This window comes from Streptomyces sp. NPDC001549 (assembly GCF_042894025.1).
In the GTDB taxonomy this organism is placed as follows: Bacteria; Actinomycetota; Actinomycetes; order Streptomycetales; family Streptomycetaceae; genus Streptomyces; species Streptomyces kutzneri.
Map to the genome: position 1 here is coordinate 54,098 of NZ_JBIAVJ010000004.1, position 19,046 is coordinate 73,143.

A 19,046-nucleotide genomic window follows, 5' to 3' on the forward strand; every position below is an offset into this window, starting at 1 on the left:
ATCGGGCGCCGACCGGCTGAATCCGGCGGGCGCGCCGTCCGGGGCCGGCCGTCGGCCGACCGCGCCGGAAAGCGTCCCGCATTCGCCTTCCCCCGGAAGCGACCCACCGGTAACCTGCCCGCGGCAGCCGCCCGCCGGGACGGCCGATTTCCGGCAGGAGCGAGATGAAGAGCCTGTTACGCGCGGTCCTGTGCGCCCTCCTGCTGGTGGCCGGCGCCCTGTCGGCGCCGTCCGCACAGCCCGCTCACGCCGCCGCCGCCCCGCCGCCCGCGGCCGCCACGGGCAGCGCCGAGGCCTGGACCCCGCCGCTGTCCACCCGCGGCCGGTACATCGTCGACGCGCAGGGCAACCGCTTCCGCCTGCGCTCCGGGAACTGGGACGGAGCCCAGGGATCCTGGAACGGCTCGGGCGACCGCGACGACCCCGCCACGCACCACAGCGGGCAGAACGCCCACGGCATCCCGATCGGCCTGGACCGGGTCCCGCTGCCCACCCTGCTCGCCGACTTCCGGGCCGCGGGGCTCAACAGCATCCGGCTGCCCTTCTCCAACGAGATGCTGCGCGACACCGCCCCCGTCCCGGACTCCGCCGTCGCCGCCAATCCGGCCCTGCGCGGACGTACGCCCCTCCAGGTCTACGACGCCGTGGTCGCCGCCCTCACCGACGCCGGTTTCGCCGTCATCCTCAACAACCACACCGTCACCACCCGTTGGTGCTGCGGCCTCGACGGCAACGAGCGCTGGAACAGCGGCCGCTCCACCGCCCAGTGGGCCGACGACTGGGTCTTCCTCGCCCGCCGTTACCGTGACAACGCGCGCGTGGTCGGCGCCGATCTCTACAACGAGGTCCGCCGCGACGTCTTCGACGACCCCAACTGGGGCCTCGGCGACAACCACGACTGGCACGCGGCCGCCCAGGAGGCCGCCGACCGCATCCTCACGGAGGCCAACCCCCAGCTGCTGATCGTCGTCGAGGGCATCAACTGGTTCGGCCTTCCCGTGGACGGCTTCCCGCACGGCCGCCCCACCCTCACCCCCGTACGCACGCTCTCCCACACCCTGGTCACCTCGAACAAGCTGGTCTACTCCGCCCACTTCTACGGCTACACCGGCCCCCGGCACAGCGGCGCGACCGGCATCGGCGAGACCAGCGACCTCCGCTACCAGGACATGACCGCGGCCGAGCTCGAACAGACCCTCTACGACCAGGCCTTCTTCGTGTCCGCGGAGACCGGCACGCACTTCACCGCCCCCGTGTGGATCAGCGAGTTCGGCATCGGGGCCGACGAGAGCGGCACCGCCCCGCGCGCCTGGTTCGACCGGCTCACCGGGTACCTGACGCGCTCCGACGCCGACTTCGCGTACTGGCCCCTCGTCGGCTGGAGCGCCACCGCCCAGGGCACCCCGGGCGGCGACACCTGGGCGCTCCTGCGCTACGACGCGACCGGCCGCCGCTCCGGCGTCCTGGACCCGGGGGACTGGCGCACCGCCCGCTGGTCCCCGCTCACCACCACCCCCGGCCGCACCGGACCGGTCCCCGCCACCCCCGCCTGGTACCAGCTGACCACGGACCACCGCGACCACAACGCCTCGCTGAGCACCCGGGCCACCGGGGACTGGGACAGCGGGGCCCGCAAGGCGGTCTGCCCCGACGGTGCCCGCCTCACCGGGCTCGCCCACACCGGCGGCCGCGGCCTGTGCACCACCTCCGACCTGCGCGCCCCGACGGGCGGGCACACCGTGGTCCGCGACGAGGGATACGTCCCGGCGGGCGGCGACTGGGCCACCGGGTACACCAAGTTCCAGTGCCCGGCCGGCCAGTTCCTGACCGGGTACAGCCTGCGCGGCGAGCGGGTCTCGGCGGCGCTGTGCGCCCCGGCCCGTACGGCGCTTCCCACAGGCGGCCGGACGGTGTGGTTCGACCGCGGCGACAACCGCCCGGCGGGCGGCCCCGGCGGCGACTTCGGCTACGGGAACTACAAGGGCCAGTGCCTGTCCACCGAGTACGCGGCGGGCATCGCCTTCACCACCCGCGCCGCCACCCGCCCCTCCCCGGCCGCGCTGCTGTGCCGTCCCCTGCCGGGTCCGGCCGCCGGCTGACACGGCCCGCCGCGGCGACGGCGGCGAGCGCGACGAGGATCAGGACCGCCGCGACCAGGAAGGTGAACCGCATCCCGGTGGCCACGGCCCCGGCGGGCGCCGAGGCGATGTCGGCCGTCGCCGACGCGTGCGCGAACACGGCGCCCATGAGGGACGCACCGGTGACGAGACCGAGATTGCGCGAGAGGCCCAGCATGCCGGAGACGACGCCCCGCCGGTCCGGGCCGACGTCCGCCATGACGGCGGTGTTGTTGGCCGTCTGGAACACCGCGTAGCCGGCGGTCACGACGGCGAGCGGGACGACGTACCCGAGGACTCCGAGCGAAGCCGGAGTCATGGACAGGGTGACGGCCCCGGCCGTCATCGCCAGGAGCCCGAGCAGGGTCATGCGCTGCGCGCCGAACCGGTCCGCGAGGCGCCCGGCGGGCATCCCGGTCACCGCGGCGACCAGCGGGCCGGCCGACAGGACGAGCCCGACCGGGGCCTCGTCGAGCCCGAGCGTCCGGGAGAGGTAGAACGGCCCGACCACCAGCGTCGCCATCATCACCGTCGACACGAGCGCGCTCGAGGCGAGGCCTGCACCGGTCACCGGATCGCGGAGGAGCTCCCGTCGGATCAAGGGGGAGGCCGCTCTCGCCTCGGCGCGTACGAAGAGGGCGACCCCGCAGGCGGCGGCCAGCAGCAGACCCGTGTTGAGCGGGCCGAAACGGCCGCCGCCGAGGGTCATCGCGAGCGCGTAGGCAGCGAGCGTCAGCGCGAGCAGCAGCGTCCCCAGGTGGTCGAAGCGGTCCCGGGTGACCCCGCTTTCCCGCCGGTCGGCGGGCAGATGGCGGTGGGCGAGCAGGAACGCCGCGATGCCCAGCGGCGCGTTGACGAGGAAGAGCGCCCGCCAGCCGAACCCGGCGAGCAGGGCCCCGCCCAGCGACGGACCGAGAGCGGTGCCCACCGCGGACATCGTGCCGAGCAGCCCCATGGCGCTGCCCGTCCGCTCCTTCGGGACCGTCTCACCGACGAACGCCATGGTGAGCGCCGTCATCACGGCGGCTCCCAGGCCCTGCGCCGCCCGGGCGCAGACCAGCAGCCAGAGCGTGGGCGCGGCGGCGCACAGCACGGAGGCCGCGGTGAACAAGGAGATTCCCGCCAGGAGCAGCCGCCGGCGGCCGACGAGGTCGCCGAGGCGTCCGACACCCACGACCAGGGTGGTGACGGCGAGGAGATAGGCGAGGACGATCCACTGGACCTGCTGGAACGACGCGGAGAACACCTGCGCCAGGGTCGGCAGGCCGACGTGGGCGATGCCGGTGCCGAGCGAGGACAGCAGCACGGAGAGGGAGAGACCGGCGAGCGCCCACCGGACCGAGGGCCGGCGCGCGCCGGCGGCTGCGCCGTCCTCGCCGGTGGTGCGGCGCTGCCGGGGTCCGGTCGCGGAATCACGGTGTGGACTGCGTGGACTGCGTGGACTGCGTGGACTGCGTGGGCTCATGCCCGGAGGGTGCGGGCGCCGGATGGCGGACGGCAAACCTTGTTGCCGTTTCCGGGACGGCCGGATGCAATGGCCGTATGGACGACAAGCCATCCCCCCACCGGGCAATCCTCGACGAGGTCGCCCCCCGGCTCAGACGGCTGCGCGCCCGGCGCGGTCTCACCCTGGCCGCGCTCTCCGAGACGACCGGCATCTCGAAGAGCACCCTGTCCCGGCTGGAGTCCGGGCAGCGCCGCCCCAGCCTGGAACTGCTGCTGCCGCTCGCGGCCGCGTACCAAGTGCCCCTGGACGACCTGGTGGGCGCTCCCGAAGTGGGGGACCCCCGGGTGCGGCTGACCCCCCGCACCCTTCCGAACGGCGGCACGGCCGTCCCGCTGACCCGGGGCCCGGGTCCCCTCCAGGCGTACAAGATGCTCATCCCCGACCGGGGCGGCGAGCCGGATCCGCGGACGCACGAGGGCTACGAGTGGCTGTACGTGCTGGAGGGCCGGCTGCGCCTCGTCCTCGCCGAGCACGACCTGGTCCTCGGCCCCGGCGAGGCGGCCGAGTTCGACACCCGGCTGCCCCACTGGTTCACCAGCGCGGACGGGCGGCCGGTGGAGATCCTCAGCCTCTTCGGGCGGCAGGGCGAGCGCATGCACGTCCGGGCGAAGCCCCGCGCGTGACGGCGGGGCAGGTGTGCCGGGCCGGCGTTCTTTCGCATCCGATACGTCAAGTGGGATGAATCGAGCCGCGAATCGCTCTAGGGTGCGCCCGTAGGCACGGCTGTGGACTGCTGTTCGGTGGTTTTCGGCCATGACTCACCCGGCCGCACCCTACGGCCGTACCGCACACCGAACTGGGGGATTCATGCGTAGATCCCGAGGGCCGGCGGCCGCTCTCGCCCTGTCCCTGGCCGGCACCGCCCTGGGGGTGGGCCTCGGCCTCGCCACGCAGGCGGCGGCGATCACCCCGCCCGTCGCGTTCACCGCCGACCCGCTGGCCACCTGGCAGCCCGACGGCGTCGTCTGGGCCCTCGCCGAGGCGGCCGGCCAGGTCTTCGTCGGCGGCACCTTCTCCACCGTGCGCCCGCCCGCCGGAGGTTCCGGAAGCGAGCGGTCGGCCGTGAACTTCGTCGCGCTCGACGCGGCGACCGGCGCCCCGACCTCCTGCGAGCTGTCCTTCACCGTCGGCTCGGGCAGCGCCACGGTCCGCGCGCTCACCCTCTCGCCGGACAAGGCGACCCTGTACGTGGGCGGCTACTTCGGTGCCGTCAACGGCACCCCCGTCTCCAGCCTCGCCGCCGTCGACGTGGCGAGCTGCACCGTGAAACAGGGATTCCGCCCCGCCTTCGCGGCCACCGTCCGCGCCCTCGCCGTCACCGGCGACACCGTCTACGCGGGCGGCGACTTCCTCAGCGTCGCCGGCCAGCCGCGTCAGCGCTTCGCCGCCGTCGGCGCGGCCGACGGCGCCCTGAAGCCCTTCACCGCCGACGCCGACGAGCCCGGGCGGGCCGTCGAGGTCACCCCCGACGGCAACAACGTGGTCCTCGGCGGCGACTTCTTCACCGTCAACGGTACGAACACCCACGCGCTGGCCGTCGTCGACGCGACGAGCGGCGCGCTCACCAAGTCGTACGCCGGATTCATCGAGACCAACTCCGTGGTCAAGGACATCGCGACCGACGCCACCGGCTTCTACACCGCCAACGAGGGCACGGGCGGCGGGGTCTTCGACGGCCGCATCGCCCTCAACCTCGGCGACTTCGGCCAGCGCTGGCGCGACACCTGCCTCGGCGCCACCCAGGCCGTACTGCCCTACCAGAACGTGCTCTACAGCGCCTCGCACGCCCACGACTGCTCCAGCGTCGGCGAGTTCCCCGACGGCCAGCGCCACCACCTGCTGGCCCAGCCCACCAGCGGCACCGGCAAGCTCGGCTGGGCCCCCGACACCAACGACGGCATCGGCGAGGGCATCGGGCCGCGCGTGATGGCGGTCGGCTCCAAGGGCGGCGTGCAGTACCTGTGGGTCGGCGGGGAGTTCACCACCGTCAACGGCGCGGCGCAGCAGAGCCTGACGCGGTTCGCCTCCACCGGGGACACCGGCGCACCCACCGTGCCCGTGGCGAGCGCGGTCAGCTTCAGGCCCGGTGAGGTCCAGGTGCGCTGGCGCACCAGCCTCGACCTCGACGACAGCGCGCTGACCTACCGGATCTACCGGAACGGCGCGGCCACGCCCCTCGCCACGGTCACCGCCGACTCGCTGTTCTTCAAGCGGCCGCAGGCCTCCTGGACCGACACCACCGCGGCGGCGGGCCAGTCGTACACCTACCGGGTGACGGCCACCGACGCGGCCGGCAACACCAGCGCGCTGTCCGCGACGGCGAGCGTGACCGTCCCGACCACGGTGGAGGGCTACCCGAACCAGGTCCGCGCCGACGGAGCCCAGCAGTACTGGCGCTACGACGAATCGGCCCTGCCCTTCGCCGCCGACTCCTCGGCCGGCGGCAACCGGAGCGGCACGCACCTGAACGCCCCCGCCCTGCGGCAGACGCCCGGCGCGGTGTCCGGCGCGAGCACGGCGATCGGCTTCAACGGCACGGACACCCAGGTGTACGGGGACACGCGGCAGACCGTGGGCGGCGCCTACACCATCGAGACCTGGTTCAGGACGGACACCACCCGGGGCGGCAAGCTCATCGGCTTCGGAAACAACCAGACCCGCGGCAGCAGTCAGTACGACAAGCACATCTACATGACCAACAACGGCCGGCTGGTCTACGGCGTCTACACCGGAGCCACCCGCACCATCACCACCCCGGGCTCCTACAACGACAACCAGTGGCACCACGTCGTCGCCACCCAGGGCCCCGGCGGGATGACCCTCTACGTGGACGGCGCCCAGAAGGGCACCCTCGCCGTCACCACCCACGAGAACTTCTCGGGCTACTGGCACGCCGGCGGCGACAGCCTCGGCGGCTGGCCCGACCGTCCGACGAGCGAGTACTGGGCGGGCCGGCTCGACGAGACCGCCGTCTATCCGACGGTGCTCAGCGCCGCGCAGGTACAGAACCACTACGCCCTCGCCACCGCCCCGGCCGACTCGGTGGTCCAGGTGACCGCCGCGGAGGACACCTACGCCAACGCGGGGGCGCCCGCCACCACCTACGGCACCTCGGGATCGCTCGCCGTGCGCGGCACCTCGTTCTACGCGAGCTACCTGCGCTTCGACCTGCCCGCCGCGCCCGCCGGCACGGTGCTGAAGTCGGCCGCGCTCAGCGTGAAGACGAGCACGCAGAGCGGCGCCGGCACCACGGACACCGTCTCGGTCGTCCCGGTCACCGGTTCGTGGAGCGAAGGCGGGACCACGTACAACAACCGCCCCGCGCTGGGCGGTCCGGCGCTCGGCATCTTCGCCGGGATCCCGGACGGTTCGGCGGTGCACACCACCGGGCTGACCACCGCGAGCGTCGCGGCGGCGCTCGGCGGCAGCTACGGCCTGGCGCTCAGCAGCACCGGTACGGACGCCCTGTGGCTGTGGTCCTCCGAGGCTCAGGCGAACGAAGGGACGCCGCAGCTGACGCTCACCTTCGGCGCGCCGTGACCTGACGGCCCGATGGACAAGGGGGCGCGGGACAGCCTGACGGCTGCCCCGCGCCCCTCTCGTCTCAGCCGCGCGCGTCCACCACGGCGAGGAGCTTGCCGCTCGTCGGACTGCGGTCCAGCGACGCGCCGTCCACCGCCTCGACCGCGAGCTCCAGCAGCCGCTCCGTCACCGCCGACCGCAGCTCCGGGTAGCCGGCCAGGAAGACCTCCCGCAGCCGCTCGGGATCCGTTGCCGCGGCCCGCTCCACCCGTACGGTCAGCAGCTCGCGCGCGTCGGCGGAGTCGAGCCGGATCTGCAACTCGCCCCGGTGGCCGCCGTGTTCCTCGGCCAGGTCCAGGAAGCGACGGTGGTTCAGGAAGTACGTCGCCACCCGCATCACGTCGCCGGTGCGCCCCCGCAGCTCGAAGCGCGGTGCGTGCCGTCCGCACGGACAGCGGCCCGGGACCTCCCGGCCGAGGTCACCGATCACGTACCGGCCCAGCTGCTGGCCGCGCCGGGCGTGCGTGGTGAAGACCAGCCGGCCCGTCTCGCCCGGGACCACCGGGCGGTCCTCGGCCAGGTCCAGGATCTCCATCGTGTGGAGGTCGGCGTGCAGGTGGTGGACCCCGCCGGAGCTCTCGGTGCACTGGTAGCCCAGCGGGCCGAGGTCGGTGCTGCCGTAGGTGATCGAGCGGACGGCCACGATGCCGAAGGTGTCCTTCAGGGTGCGCTGCTGCTCCTCGGTGAAGTGCTCGCCGCCGTAGAACACCTTGCGCAGGCCTCCGTACGCGCGCAGCGCGTCCTCCTCCGCGTGCAGCAGCTGCCACAGGTAGGAAGGCATACCGAAGAGGGTGTCGGCCCCGTGGTCGATCAGCGCCTGGGCCGTGGCCCGGTGGTCGGGGCCCGCCGACAGCGGCAACTGCACGCCGCCGAGCCGTTCCAGCACGGAGAAGAAGCTGATGAAGCTGCCGTACATGGCGCCGCAGTAGAACAGGTTGGCGGTCCGGTCCGAGGCCGGGTCGTAGCCGGCGGCCAGCAGGCCGCGGGCGGCGGCGTGCATCTGCGTGTCGTAGTCGTCGTAGCTGAAGACCGACAGCGCCGGCGCGCCGGTACTGCCGCCGCTGCGGAAGTACAGCTCGGCATCGGCCCGCGCCAGCCGGCGGGCCGGCTCCTGTACGTCCTCCTTGCCCAGCAGCGGTCCCGCGGGAAGCGGCAGCACCACGGGCCGGACCAGGTCGTCCAGGCAGGCGGTGGTGGCGAACCGGGCCGGATCGGCCTGGACCGCGACGCGGCGGCTGTAGCGCTGCAGGGCGTAGACCCCGTCGTGCGGCTCACCCGCGTAGCTCTCCAGCATGGCGCCGACCGGCGTGACCCGGGTGACGCCCGCGGCCAGGGCGGTGCGGGAGAGCTCGGCGATGTCCGTCGCGCTGCCCGCGAGGCCCGCCGTCTGCAGATAGCGGCGCATCGGCCGCAGGGTGGCGATCAGCCGCTTGCGGGGCAGCGGCTTGACCCACACGCTGCGGTGCAGCGGCGAGGCGGTCAGCGGGGACCGGGTGTCGGCCATGACCCGCCACGAGCCGTCGGGAGCGGCGAACACCCGGGTCAGGCCAAGGTGTTCCTCCAGCCGGGCCATCAGCTCGGTGGTGGTCAGCTCGGCTGCCTCCGCCGGGTCCGGCTCGCCGGCCGCAGTGCCGGCCGCAGCGCCCGCCGCCGCCGCCGTCGCCGGCGGCCGGGCGGCGAGGACCGCGGCGAAACGCTCGGCGAAGCCGAAGACCTCGTCCTCGTCCTCGGTGTCGAGATAGACCACCTGCGGGCTGGAGCACGCCTCCTGCTCGTGCAGGCAGACGTCGTCCGCCAGGGCGTCGAGCGTGCGGGCGTCCGACCAGGCGTCGGCCGTCAGGTACGCGAAGGAGACCCGGTGCCCCCACTCCACCAGCCGGCAGCCGGCCGGCACATGCGCCGCCACCCCTTCGACGGCCGCTTCCCCGCCCCAGACGGCGACGGCGTCCGCGGGCGCGCACATCAGGCGCAGCCACTCCTCCCGGGAGGAGGGGAAGCGCAGGACGACGATCCGCGCGGCCAGTGCGCCGCTGGGGTCCAGGGCCGCGAGCTCCGCCATCAGCTGCTGGGTCAGGAGGGTGTCGTCGCTGCTGGTCTTGAGCACGTTGACGTTGCCGGCGAGCAGGCCCTCGACGATGCTCAGCGGCGCGACCGTCGCGGCATTGCCCGGAGCGATGTGGGCGACCAGGCCGACGGGCGCCCACGCCTCGTAGACCGTCTCGCGCGGATCCGCCCGGTTCAGCCGGCCGGGAGTCGCGCTGCCGAGCTCCCGGCGCAGCTTGCGGGTCAGCTCCCGCCGGCCGAGGAGGCCGCCCAGCTCGGCCAGGACGGCCGGGTCCTCACCCTCGGGCAGGTGCGCGGCGAGCCGGGCCCGTACGGGATGGCCGGGGTCGCACAGTGCGGTGGCGAGGGCGTCGCACGCGGCCAGGACGGTCTCGGTCTCCAGGCTCTCCGCGAGCGCGGTCTCGACGGCGGCCGGCAGTCCGGCGAGCCGCCGGCCCGCCTCCTCGTCGCCGATGAACTCGCCCTGCCAGTAGTGGTGGTGCACGCTCACGGTCACGCCATTCCCTTCATCAGTTCCGCTGCGGCCACCGCGCAGCTGCGGTTGCGGCTCACCCCGGCACGGCCGTGCACGGTGAACCAGGGGGTCTCCAGCTCGCACCCGCATGCGCTGCCGGGCCGGAGCGAGGCGAGGTCGCCCATGACCACGCTCTGCGCCGGCACCGAGGTGATGTACGGCGACACGAGGTGCAGGTAGCCCCGCTCCCCGTAGGGCAGGGGTTCGAGCGTGCGGGTGGACCGGATCGTCACCCGCGACCAGACGGGGGCGTGCAGCCGGTGGTGGTCGCACTCGATGTACGGGATGCAGTGCTCGACCGACCCGAAGGTGTCGCGGATCCGCTCACCCGGAATGCCGAGCTGCTCGGTGACCCGGGAGTACAGCTCCTCCTTGCCGATGCGCCGGTCGGCGTGCCCCTTCCAGCCGCCGCCGAGGACGACAAGGGAGCCCTCGGGCAGGCGCAGCGGAGGCAGCCCCATGGCCCGCATCCGCTCCAGGGTGAAGAAGAGGAAGGCCGGGAAGCCGAGGATGCGGACCGGGGCGTCCTCCTGCTCGAAGCGGCGCAGTGCGGCGATGCAGCCGAAGGGGTCGAACTCGTGCTCGCCGCCGGTGTTGCGCAGCGCGTACGCGACGCTGCGCGCGGGGGCGAAGTCGCACAGGTAGTTGTCGGTGAAGGCGGTCCCGAGGTTCAGCGAGGGGGCCGGCTCGTAGCTGTAGAGGAGGTAGTTGACCTCCTGGTCGGGGGTGATCCAGCCGTTGCGCTCGAAGATCCGGGCGACCATGCGCTGGGCGGAGCGGATGGTCCACCGGTCGAAGAACATCTGCGACTTCTGGCCGGTGGTACCGGAGGAGGTCAGGTGCAGCTCGACGTCCTCGCGGGGGACGGAGAGCACCTCGTGCCGCTTGAAGAAGTTCGCGTGGACGAGCGGCGTACGGTACGGCTCGGCCGGGGGAGTGGCCTCGTACAGGGAGCGGAAGAACGCGGAGCGCTCGGTGTGCCAGGCGTTGGTCTCCGCCATGGCCGCGGCGAACAGTTCGTCCTGCTCGGGCCCGAAGGCGTACGGGTCCGTCAGGTCGCACAGCTCCTGTACGTGCGGCAGCAGGGCCGGGTCGGGTACGGAGACCGGCGCAAGATGGGGGTTCATGGGGTCCATGGGGCTCATGAGGCAACCTCGGATGATGTGGGCAGGTGTGTCGACGCCCAGGCCGACACGTAGCAGTCCAGGTACGGCTGGAGGGGCGGTTCGACGGCGACGCCGCGGAAGTCGATCCGTTCGCTGGAACGGGACAGGACGGCGTAGTCGTGGAAGCCGTCGCCGTCCGCGCGCATGGCCGGGTAGAGGGCCCCGGCGACGAACCCCTGGGCGAGGAAGGCCGAGAGGGCCTCGTGGTGCGCGAGCGGCACCAGGGCCTCGACGTAGCCGGCGCCCGCACGGGCCAGGGCCCGGGTGACGGGTTCGAGGTGGGCCGCCGCGGCGGCCGGGTCCGGGTGGGCCGTCAGCAGGGAGCCGTACCCGCCGGCGCGGTTGAGGTAGGCGTAGACCTCGAACCGGCCGTCTTCGGGGGTGAGCAGCACGTTCGGGGTGTGCAGCGGATAGAACCAGCCCTCGGCGCCCGGGAACCGCTCGCGGAAGCGGCGGCGGACGAAGGCCGGTGCCTCGATCACCTCCAGCCGTTCGGCCGCCGCGTGCGGCGCGGGCGTTGGGAGCGGGCCGGCGGCGGCTCTGACCCCGGGGTAGCCGATGCCGAGCGCGGACTCGGAGGTGCGCAGCAACGGCAGCAGCGGGGCCGGAACTTCGGTGACGGGGATCCGGCGGTCGAGTACTCCGGCGGCGTGACGCGCGTAGAGCGCGAGGCTTTCGCGGCTGCTGAGATCCACCGCGTTGGGCAGGATGCCCAGCGGGCGGAAGCCGTTGCGGGCGACGACGCGCTGCGGACCGGCGCTGACGGTGCGTACGGTCGCGTACACCGAGTCCAGGCGGCCCGTGTCCAGCATCCCCGCGCACAGGGCCTCGGTGAGGGCGGCGGCCAGGCCCGCCGAGCGGTGCTCGGGGTGCACGGCGATGCCCTCCAGGCGGCCGGTGCGGCTGCCCGCCTCGCCGTGGATGGCGGCGGACGCGGTCAGGGCCCCGGTGCCGGCGCAGCGGGTGACGAGCCACAGGGAGTGCGGGTCCGCGATGAGCCGGGCCATCTCGGCCGGGTCGGTGCCGAGGGCCACGGGGTAGTGCGGACCGTAGACGGCGTAGTAGAGCTGGCGCAGTTCGGCGATGTCCGCGCGGACGGCCGGGGCGATCACGGGGCTCATCGCTCGCCTCCGGTCGGCGCGGGTTCCGCCACGGCCGGGTCGGGCGTACGGGACCCGAGCAGGGCCAGCGCACAGGCCGCCGGGAGCAGCCCGACGCCTTGGACGAGGCAGAGCGTCTGAGGGGAGAGGAAGTCACCGGCGGAGCCGAACACCAGGGACGCCACCGGCAGGGAGGCACCCAGGACGGCCTGCATCACGGCGAAGAAGCCGGGCTTGTCCGCCGTCGGCACCATCCGCTGGAACAGGGCGACGAAGCGCACGCTCACGGCCCCGGCGCACCAGCCGGCCACGGCCAGGCAGCCCGCGACGACCGGGCGCTGCGCGAACAGCCCGGGCAGCGCCAGGGCGAGGGCCATCAGGCCCAGGCACCAGGCGCCGGCGACCGTGGGCCGTCCCGGCACGCGGGTGCCGGTGAAGGCGCCGACGAGCGCACCGGTGCCCAGGGAGGCCTCCAGCAGGGCCACGGTGCCGCCCCCGCCGAAGAGGACCGACCGGGTGTAGAGGGGGATGACGACGAACACGGCGGCGGTGAACAGGTTCGCCGCGGTGAAGCAGATCAGGATCCGCCGTACGGAGGGCAGTTCGGCCAGGATGCGGCGGAGCGGGCGCCGCCGGGGCGGGGCCGCCGCGCCGTTTGCGCCGTCGGCGCCGTCCGCGGCGACGGTACGGAACCGGGCGCTCGCGACGAGCACGGCGGCGCCGAGATAGGCGGCCGCGCAGCCGGCGGCCAACCCGGCCACGCCCGCCCGGTCGACGGTCAGGGCGCCGAGCAGCGCTCCGGCGAGGCCGGCCAGGGACTGGGTGGACAGCTCGAAGCCGGTGGCCGTCTCGATGTCGGCGTCGTCGACGAGTTCGGGGACCGAGGTGGTCAGACAGGGGTCGAAGAACGCCTGGCAGGTGGCCAGGGCGAGGCCGGCGGCGTACACGGTGGTCAGCGGCAGGCCGCCGCCGTACGCCCACAGCGCGAGGGCGGCCGAGGCGGCCCCGGCCACGGCGGCGCTGGTCCGCAGTACCGAGCGGTGCGGGAAGCGGGCGACGGCCCCGGCCACGACGGGCGCCAGCGCCACGGCGGGCAGCGTGCAGACCGCCATGAACAGCCCCGAGGCCAGCCCCCGGGCTTCGGGCACGGCGTAGGCGACGATCCACCAGGACACGCCGACCTGGAACATGCGCACGGCGGCCTGGGCGAGGACCTGCCCGAGCCATACGGCGCCGAAGGCACGGTTGCGCAGGACCAGCGGAGCGCTCCGGCGGCCGGACCCGGTCCGCGGCTGCGCCTGCGTATCCGTATCCGTATCCGTATCCGTCTCGGCCATGTCGGTCATGGGTGAGGCGGTCATGCGGTCGGCCTCTCGTCGAGGACGCGGACGAGCTTGCCCGAGCGCGGATTGACGGCGAGGTCGCGGTGGCGTGCCCACTCCACGGACAGCGGGTGCACGAACCCGGCACGCACACTGTCCGGATACAGCGGCCGTACGGTCTCCAGCTCGGTGACGACGGCCTGGGCCAGTGCCTCGCGGCTGCCCGCGACCTGGTCGCCGGCATCGTCACCGGGGGCCGTCGCCAGTCGCAGGACGAGCCCGTCGCGGCCGTCCCAGCGGCGAACGACGAGCTGCATGCCGACCACGTGGCCCTCGGTGTCCGCCGCGGCCACGGCGTCCTGGGCGTCCTGCGTGTAGAGGGAGACGGGGCCCACGCGCACACCCTCCTCGGCGCGCCCGAGGATCCTGAAGTGGCCGGGCCCGGTGCCGGTCCACTCGGCCCGGTCGCCGGCGGGGTAGCGGATGATCGGCATGAGACGGCGGAAGAGGCTGGTGACGACGACCCGGCCGGGCCGCCCCGGTTCGGTGATGGGCTCACCGGTGGAGTCGTCGAGGATCTCGACGATCGCGTACGGGGTGAAGGCTCGGTGCACCCGGGCATCGGGGCCCGGCACCGGGCGGCCGAGCAGTCCCGCGTCGACGCTCGCGTATCCGACCGAACGGACCTCGGCGCCGGGGAACGCGGCGGCCAGCAGCCGCCGTTGGTCGTCGAAGAGGGCCTCGCCGCCGAAGAGGAGCAACTCCACCGAATCGAGCCGGACACCGGACGAGACGACCTGCTCGGCGAGCCGGCACAGGGTGGTGGTCGTGCCGGTCAGCACCTGGGCGGCGAGATCGCGCAGCGTGGGGATCGTCGATTCCAGCGGCGCGCCGCCGCCGATGGGCAGGCGGACGTTGTCCACGGGCGCGTGGGCGAGCGAGTCGAGGACGAAGAGGAAGCTGGCGTACAGCTCCCCGGCGTAGAAGAGGTCGGCGACGCGGTGCCCCGGGCGCAGACCGGTGTCCACGAGCCCCTGGCCGAAGGCGGTGACGAACGTGCGCCACTCGTCGCGGGTGTAGACGGAGAACTTGGGGGACCCGGTGGTGCCGCCGGTCTTGTAGACCGTGGCCTCGCTGAGCGGGCCGGTCAGCACGCGGCTGTCGTGCAGGGCGTTGGCCGCCCAGAACCCCTCCTGGTCGACCACCGGCAGGTCGGTGAGGCGGTCGACGTCAGGTGGCAGGGACGCGTAGAGGTCGCGGTAGTAGGGCGAGTTGTGGCGGGCGAAACGTATGAGGTCCGAGAGCTGCTGGGCGGACATGAGCCTTTGCCTGGATGACGGGAACGGGAACGGGAACGGGAATCACGGCGGGGCGCGGCGAGAGACGGAACTCGCCTGCGGAGTCGGGCCGGTGTGAACGGGGGACCCCCCGGCGCCCCCGTCTCCCTCTGACGCACGCCGAAAGCTGACGTGCAGTCATGATGATGAAACATCAGTCCCGTCATCGCCAAATTGGCCGCATATTTACGGACAGTGGGACAAAGTTCAACAATTTTTCCGCTACGGCACCCCGTTCAGTTGCCCGTGGCGGGAGCCCCCTCGTTGCGGCGGAGGGCGTCACGCAGCCGGGCGGCCTGGGCGACCAGGCGCGACGAGCCGCCCCGGGCCGCGACGGCGCCGAGCCCGGCCGGTTCGGGCACCGCCGCCCCGCACTGTTCCACGCACTCGGCAGCCGTCGACAGGAGGTCCCCGGCGCCACGGGGATCGGCCGTCCCCGTGAGCAGCGCGGGCAGGGCGGCCGCCAGCACGGCCCAGGTCGTCGCGTACGCGCCCGTCGCGGCGAGGGTGCGCAGCGAGTCGGCGAGCCGATTGGGCTTGACCGTGCCCAGGGCGATCAGCTCGGCCAGGTCGCGGCCGAGGCGTACGGCGTCCAGCTCACCCTGGGCGGCGAGCGTCAGGAGCGCGTCCACGGCCCTCAGCCGGTCCTCGGGGTGCCGGGAGCCGAGCCCGGTGGCGACCGCCAGGTGCAGGGCCGGGCCGGCCGGTCCACCGGCCGCGGCCAGCAGGGGCAGCGCGGCGGCCCCCTCGCGTGCTTCCTGGGCGGCGCCGGCCGTGACGACCGGGAGACACCAGGCGGCCAGGGCCTCCCGGTCCTCGGGCAGGACCGCGATCAGCGACGCATCGTCGCGACCGTCCCAGCAGCGGTCGGTCGCCGTGCGGGCCCCCGCCAGCTCGTGGAACCGGTGCGGGAACTCGCGCACCACGGTCGTCCGCTGCGCCGTGTCCAGCACGAGACGCGCGGGCGTTACGCCGCCCCACCGGTGCTGCACCGCCGGCGCGGTACGGCGGGTGACGGCCACGGGCCGCCCGGCATCGCCGAGCCAGGCGGCCAGCCGGTCGCCGGCGGGCGTGCCGAGGGCGGCCGCCCCGGGGACGGCGGAGGCGTCGCGGCGGACCCGCAGCAAGGCCTGGGCGAGGTCCGCGGGTGCGGGGTTCTCACCGAGACGGCCGTACTCGGCCAGGCGGGCGACCAGCACGCGCGGGTCCAGCGAGCCCGTCTCCACGGAGGGCGTGGCGAGGAGGAAGGGCAGCGGCCGGGACGCGATGCGCCGCGCGGCCTCGACCACGCGCGCATGGGCGGCGGCGCCGATCGCGGTGTGGTGACAGTCGCTGCGCCAGGACGCGAGAGCCGGCTGCGGTGTGCCCGTCGGCGGCGCGTCCAGGACGCACGCGGCCACGTGCTCCAGACCGGGCAGCTCGTGCGTGTAGTAGCGGGACTGCTCGGGGTCCAGCCACCAGCGGTCCGCCAGCGCGGGGCGCAGCGCCTCGGCGAGTGCCGCGCGGTCCCGGTACGTGTGCCGTACCAGCCCGTCCAGGGCGCGCTCGAACTCCTCGACGGTGGCGGTGCGCGCGTTGACGACCGCCGCGACGAGCTCCACGGTCTCGGCGACCGTCTCCGGCGCGGGGGCGAGCGGGGCCGGGACCGGGAGCGGCGGCAGGATCTCCCGGTAGGGGCCGGACTCCCCGGCGGGAGCGGCGGCCGCTCCGAGGAGCTCCACCGCCCGGGCCCGGTGGACCGGACTCAACAGGTGCGCCCGGTCGGCGAGTTCGGCGCGCAGTCCGGGATCGTCGGTGAGGTGGGAGGCGACCAGCTTCAGCGCCCGTTCCTGGATGCCGGTGTCCGCGTGCCCGAACGCCTCGGCGACCTCCGGCAGCAGCTCGGGGGCGGCGGCCGGGTCGCGGGTGAGTTCCCTGCCGATCAGTACGAGTTGCGAGCGGACCAGCTTCTTCTCGGGGCGGAAGAGGACGGCGGCCGACATCTCGGCGAGCCGGCGGGGGGTCAGGTGGCCCGCCGCGGCGAGCCGGGCGAGGGTCTGCTGGGCGCTCCCGGCGACGGCGGAAGGGGCGTCGGCGGCCAGCGCGATCCAGTCGGCGGCCCGCTCCCGCTCCTCCTCGGCGGTCGGACGCAGGGCTTCCAGGATCTCCTGGTAGGGCTTCAGCTGGGCGGGCTTGCCACCGCGCAGCAACCGCGCGGTGCACCCGTCCAACAGGACGGTTCGGTCCAGGTGTCCCTCGTCGGCCAGGACGGCCAGCGCCGTCGGCCAGCTGCGGGGGTCGTCCGGCTCCCAGCGCGAGGCAAGGACGCCGACCGGTTCGGCGGTCTCGAAGAGCCTCGGGACGAGCGCGGTGAGGTGGGGATCGCGGCGCAGGGCGACCACGAGAGGCGAACAGGACGGCCCCATGGACGCCGCCCAGCCCTCGACGCAGCCGTCGGTGGTGGGCATGGGACAGCCGGCGAGCCGGACGAGTTCGCTGATCAGCGGGTAGTCCTGTTCGGCGGTGGCGGACCGGGCGGCCAGCCGGTGGGCGAGGTCGCCGAGCCACTTCGGATCCCGGCCGGAGAGCAGGTCGAGCAGCGCGGCGGTCGGCGGCTGCGGCCTCCAGCGGCGCAGATCGGCGGCGCCGATCCAGGCGGCGGCCGCCGCCGCCCCGGTGGTGCAGCCGGCTCCGGCGACCACCAGGGCCGGGCTCATCCGGTTCCGGTCCTGCCAGCGCTCCCACCGCGAGGAACGCAGTTCGCCGCGCAGCCCCTTCAGCCCGGCGAGCAGCGCCCGGCGCTGTGCGGGTTCCAGCGGCTTGAGGAGACCCGGCAGCTCGGCGGTGCGGCCCGCCCGTACGGCTGCGAGGACGTCCTCGGTGATGTTCTCGGCGGGGTTCTGGGCGGGGTTCATCGTGCGGCTCCGGAAGGGGCAGGGGTGGCGGAGGCGGTGGAGGCGGCGGCCCGCAGGGCCATCCGGGTGGCCAGTGCGTGCTTGCAGGGGCCGCGGCGGCCCCGGTGGTCGGCCCACCACTGGCAGGTGCAGCTGAGCGCGCCGCCGGACTCGCGCACCCGGTAGCGGCGTTCACCGGAGGACACCACGGCGGTACCGGGCCCGTCCAGGGTGACCGCACCGGCCGCCAGCAGGGCGCGGGCGGCGACCAGTCGCGGGTTGTGACGTTCGGCGCGGCCGGCGTCGTAGGGGAGTTCGCGGTGGAAGTAGGCGGCTTCGGCGATGTCGTAGCCGACCCGGCCGGCCGTGCCGAGGCGGGTCAGGGCCGCCCGTACGCGGTCCACCGGGAGCCCCGACTGGTCCGCCAGATCGGCCGGATCGATGCGCGGCTCCCAGGCGAGCAGTACGGAGATCAGCTCGGCGTCCCCGGCCGCCGCGTCGGTGGCCAGGGCCTCCAGGACGCCGCCCTCGCCGGAGAACCCGCGGGAGGCCTCCGGGGAGAGGGTGAGCGTGAGCCGCATTCCGGGCAGGGTGACTTCCCAGGCGGAGGCGGTGGGTTCCGCCCCGGCCGGCGCGGGACCGTACACGCGCAGGCCCGTGGCATGCCGCAGCACCCGCTGGAGGGCGGCGAGACGCTCGGGGCCGGGCAGGCAGACCGCGCCGGGCACCGGCCGGGTGGCGGGACGCAGCGTACGGCCGGCGGGAACCACCCACAGGGCGCCGCCCGTGGCGCCGCCTCCCACCGCGGTACGGGGCAGGGAACGGAGGAAGCGCGCCGCCTCGGCGGCGGTCAGTTCGGCCCGCAGGTCGAAGCCGGTGGTGACGTGCTGGGACTCGGCGAAACCGCGCAGCCAGCGCTCCGGCAGCGGAACCTTCTTCTCCACGACCGGCCCGCCGAGCGTCGTCACCGCCATCTCGTCGGGGCCGACCCGCAGGTGCAGCGGGTCGTCACCGCTCAGCCGGGACAACGCCTCGCGCAGCGGGTTGTTGACGTCGACATTGGTGGTGCCGTGCCCGGTGTCGGCGCCGCGCAGACCGTCCGGCAGTACGTCGAGCCGGGCGTACACCCCGCAGCACCCCGAGAAGGACTCGAAGCGCAGCCGGTCGCCGTTGCCCGTGACGACCGGGTCGAGCGAGGCGCGCAGGGTGCGCCGGTAGTAGCGGGCCGCGGCCACGTCCGCGACGGCGAGCAGGGCTCGCGCGGCCGCCTGAGGGGTGCTCAGGAACCCGGCGAAGAACTGGGGATGGGCGTCGGCCCCGGCCGGGGTCAGACCCCCCGCCGTCTCCAGGTTGAGGGCCTGACCCGTCCCGGCGGCGGTCAGCGAGGAGGGGCGTGCGTAGGCGAAGGTATGTGCGGTCCGCGTCATGTCCGAGACGCTAGAGGGACCCACTGACAACGGCCGG

Annotated in this window: 11 protein-coding genes; 3 read left to right on the plus strand and 8 right to left on the minus strand. The window is 74.3% G+C overall.

What is annotated here, in order from left to right:
* Positions 1–164: 164 nt before the first annotated feature.
* On the plus strand, positions 165–2,099 hold the full coding sequence (locus tag ACFY04_RS08060; protein ID WP_389114911.1) for a glycoside hydrolase family 5 protein: 1,935 nt from the start codon (positions 165–167) through the stop codon (positions 2,097–2,099).
* Here the strand turns inward: ACFY04_RS08060 and ACFY04_RS08065 are convergent.
* Positions 2,023–3,582 carry an MFS transporter gene (locus ACFY04_RS08065; protein ID WP_389114912.1) on the minus strand — a complete coding sequence of 520 codons (1,560 nt, stop codon included), beginning with the start codon at positions 3,580–3,582 and terminating at the stop codon, positions 2,023–2,025. The two genes, ACFY04_RS08060 and ACFY04_RS08065, sit on opposite strands and share 77 nt — an antisense overlap.
* Before the next feature lie 77 nt (positions 3,583–3,659).
* On the opposite strand from ACFY04_RS08065, the gene ACFY04_RS08070 reads away from it, so the two are divergent.
* Both ACFY04_RS08070 and ACFY04_RS08075 read left to right on the plus strand, forming a co-directional pair.
* Entirely contained in the window at positions 3,660–4,247 is a 588-nt protein-coding gene (locus ACFY04_RS08070; RefSeq protein WP_389114914.1) for a helix-turn-helix domain-containing protein, read from the plus strand.
* A gap of 184 nt (positions 4,248–4,431) precedes the next feature.
* Positions 4,432–7,164: a DNRLRE domain-containing protein gene (locus tag ACFY04_RS08075; RefSeq protein WP_389114915.1), complete on the plus strand. Its 2,733-nt coding sequence runs from the start codon at positions 4,432–4,434 to the stop codon at positions 7,162–7,164.
* A 64-nt stretch (positions 7,165–7,228) separates the two neighbouring features.
* Here the strand turns inward: ACFY04_RS08075 and ACFY04_RS08080 are convergent, their stop codons facing one another.
* The 7 genes from ACFY04_RS08080 to ACFY04_RS08110 form a co-directional block, all read right to left on the minus strand.
* Complete coding sequence (locus ACFY04_RS08080; protein WP_389114917.1) at positions 7,229–9,766, minus strand: acyl-CoA reductase; 2,538 nt, start codon at positions 9,764–9,766, stop codon at positions 7,229–7,231.
* Entirely contained in the window at positions 9,763–10,911 is a 1,149-nt protein-coding gene (locus ACFY04_RS08085; protein ID WP_314242387.1) for an acyl-protein synthase, read from the minus strand. The genes ACFY04_RS08080 and ACFY04_RS08085 overlap by 4 nt, the downstream gene beginning before the upstream one ends.
* A 14-nt stretch (positions 10,912–10,925) precedes the next feature.
* Positions 10,926–12,071, minus strand: coding sequence for a GNAT family N-acetyltransferase (locus ACFY04_RS08090; protein WP_389114919.1), 1,146 nt, complete (start codon positions 12,069–12,071; stop codon positions 10,926–10,928).
* Complete coding sequence (locus ACFY04_RS08095) at positions 12,068–13,411, minus strand: MFS transporter (protein WP_389114922.1); 1,344 nt, start codon at positions 13,409–13,411, stop codon at positions 12,068–12,070. Before ACFY04_RS08095 ends, ACFY04_RS08090 begins: the two co-directional genes overlap by 4 nt.
* Positions 13,408–14,691 (minus strand): phenylacetate--CoA ligase family protein, encoded by a 1,284-nt coding sequence (locus tag ACFY04_RS08100; RefSeq protein WP_389114923.1) that lies wholly within the window; start codon positions 14,689–14,691, stop codon positions 13,408–13,410. Before ACFY04_RS08100 ends, ACFY04_RS08095 begins: the two co-directional genes overlap by 4 nt.
* 254 nt (positions 14,692–14,945) lie before the next feature.
* Positions 14,946–17,603 (minus strand): DUF6493 family protein, encoded by a 2,658-nt coding sequence (locus ACFY04_RS08105; RefSeq protein ID WP_389114926.1) that lies wholly within the window; start codon positions 17,601–17,603, stop codon positions 14,946–14,948.
* On the minus strand, positions 17,600–19,009 hold the full coding sequence (locus ACFY04_RS08110; RefSeq protein ID WP_389114928.1) for an SWIM zinc finger family protein: 1,410 nt from the start codon (positions 19,007–19,009) through the stop codon (positions 17,600–17,602). The genes ACFY04_RS08105 and ACFY04_RS08110 overlap by 4 nt, the downstream gene beginning before the upstream one ends.
* Between the last annotated feature and the right edge of the window lie 37 nt (positions 19,010–19,046).

Coding starts and splice junctions, on each gene's coding strand:
- ACFY04_RS08060 (WP_389114911.1), top strand. CDS start 165: ATGAAGAGCCTGTTACGCGCGGTCCTGTGCGCCCTCCTGCTGGTGGCC.
- ACFY04_RS08065 (WP_389114912.1), bottom strand. CDS start 3,582: ATGAGCCCACGCAGTCCACGCAGTCCACGCAGTCCACGCAGTCCACAC.
- ACFY04_RS08070 (WP_389114914.1), top strand. CDS start 3,660: ATGGACGACAAGCCATCCCCCCACCGGGCAATCCTCGACGAGGTCGCC.
- ACFY04_RS08075 (WP_389114915.1), top strand. CDS start 4,432: ATGCGTAGATCCCGAGGGCCGGCGGCCGCTCTCGCCCTGTCCCTGGCC.
- ACFY04_RS08085 (WP_314242387.1), bottom strand. CDS start 10,911: ATGAACCCCCATCTTGCGCCGGTCTCCGTACCCGACCCGGCCCTGCTG.
- ACFY04_RS08090 (WP_389114919.1), bottom strand. CDS start 12,071: ATGAGCCCCGTGATCGCCCCGGCCGTCCGCGCGGACATCGCCGAACTG.
- ACFY04_RS08095 (WP_389114922.1), bottom strand. CDS start 13,411: ATGACCGCCTCACCCATGACCGACATGGCCGAGACGGATACGGATACG.
- ACFY04_RS08100 (WP_389114923.1), bottom strand. CDS start 14,691: ATGTCCGCCCAGCAGCTCTCGGACCTCATACGTTTCGCCCGCCACAAC.
- ACFY04_RS08105 (WP_389114926.1), bottom strand. CDS start 17,603: ATGAACCCCGCCCAGAACCCCGCCGAGAACATCACCGAGGACGTCCTC.
- ACFY04_RS08110 (WP_389114928.1), bottom strand. CDS start 19,009: ATGACGCGGACCGCACATACCTTCGCCTACGCACGCCCCTCCTCGCTG.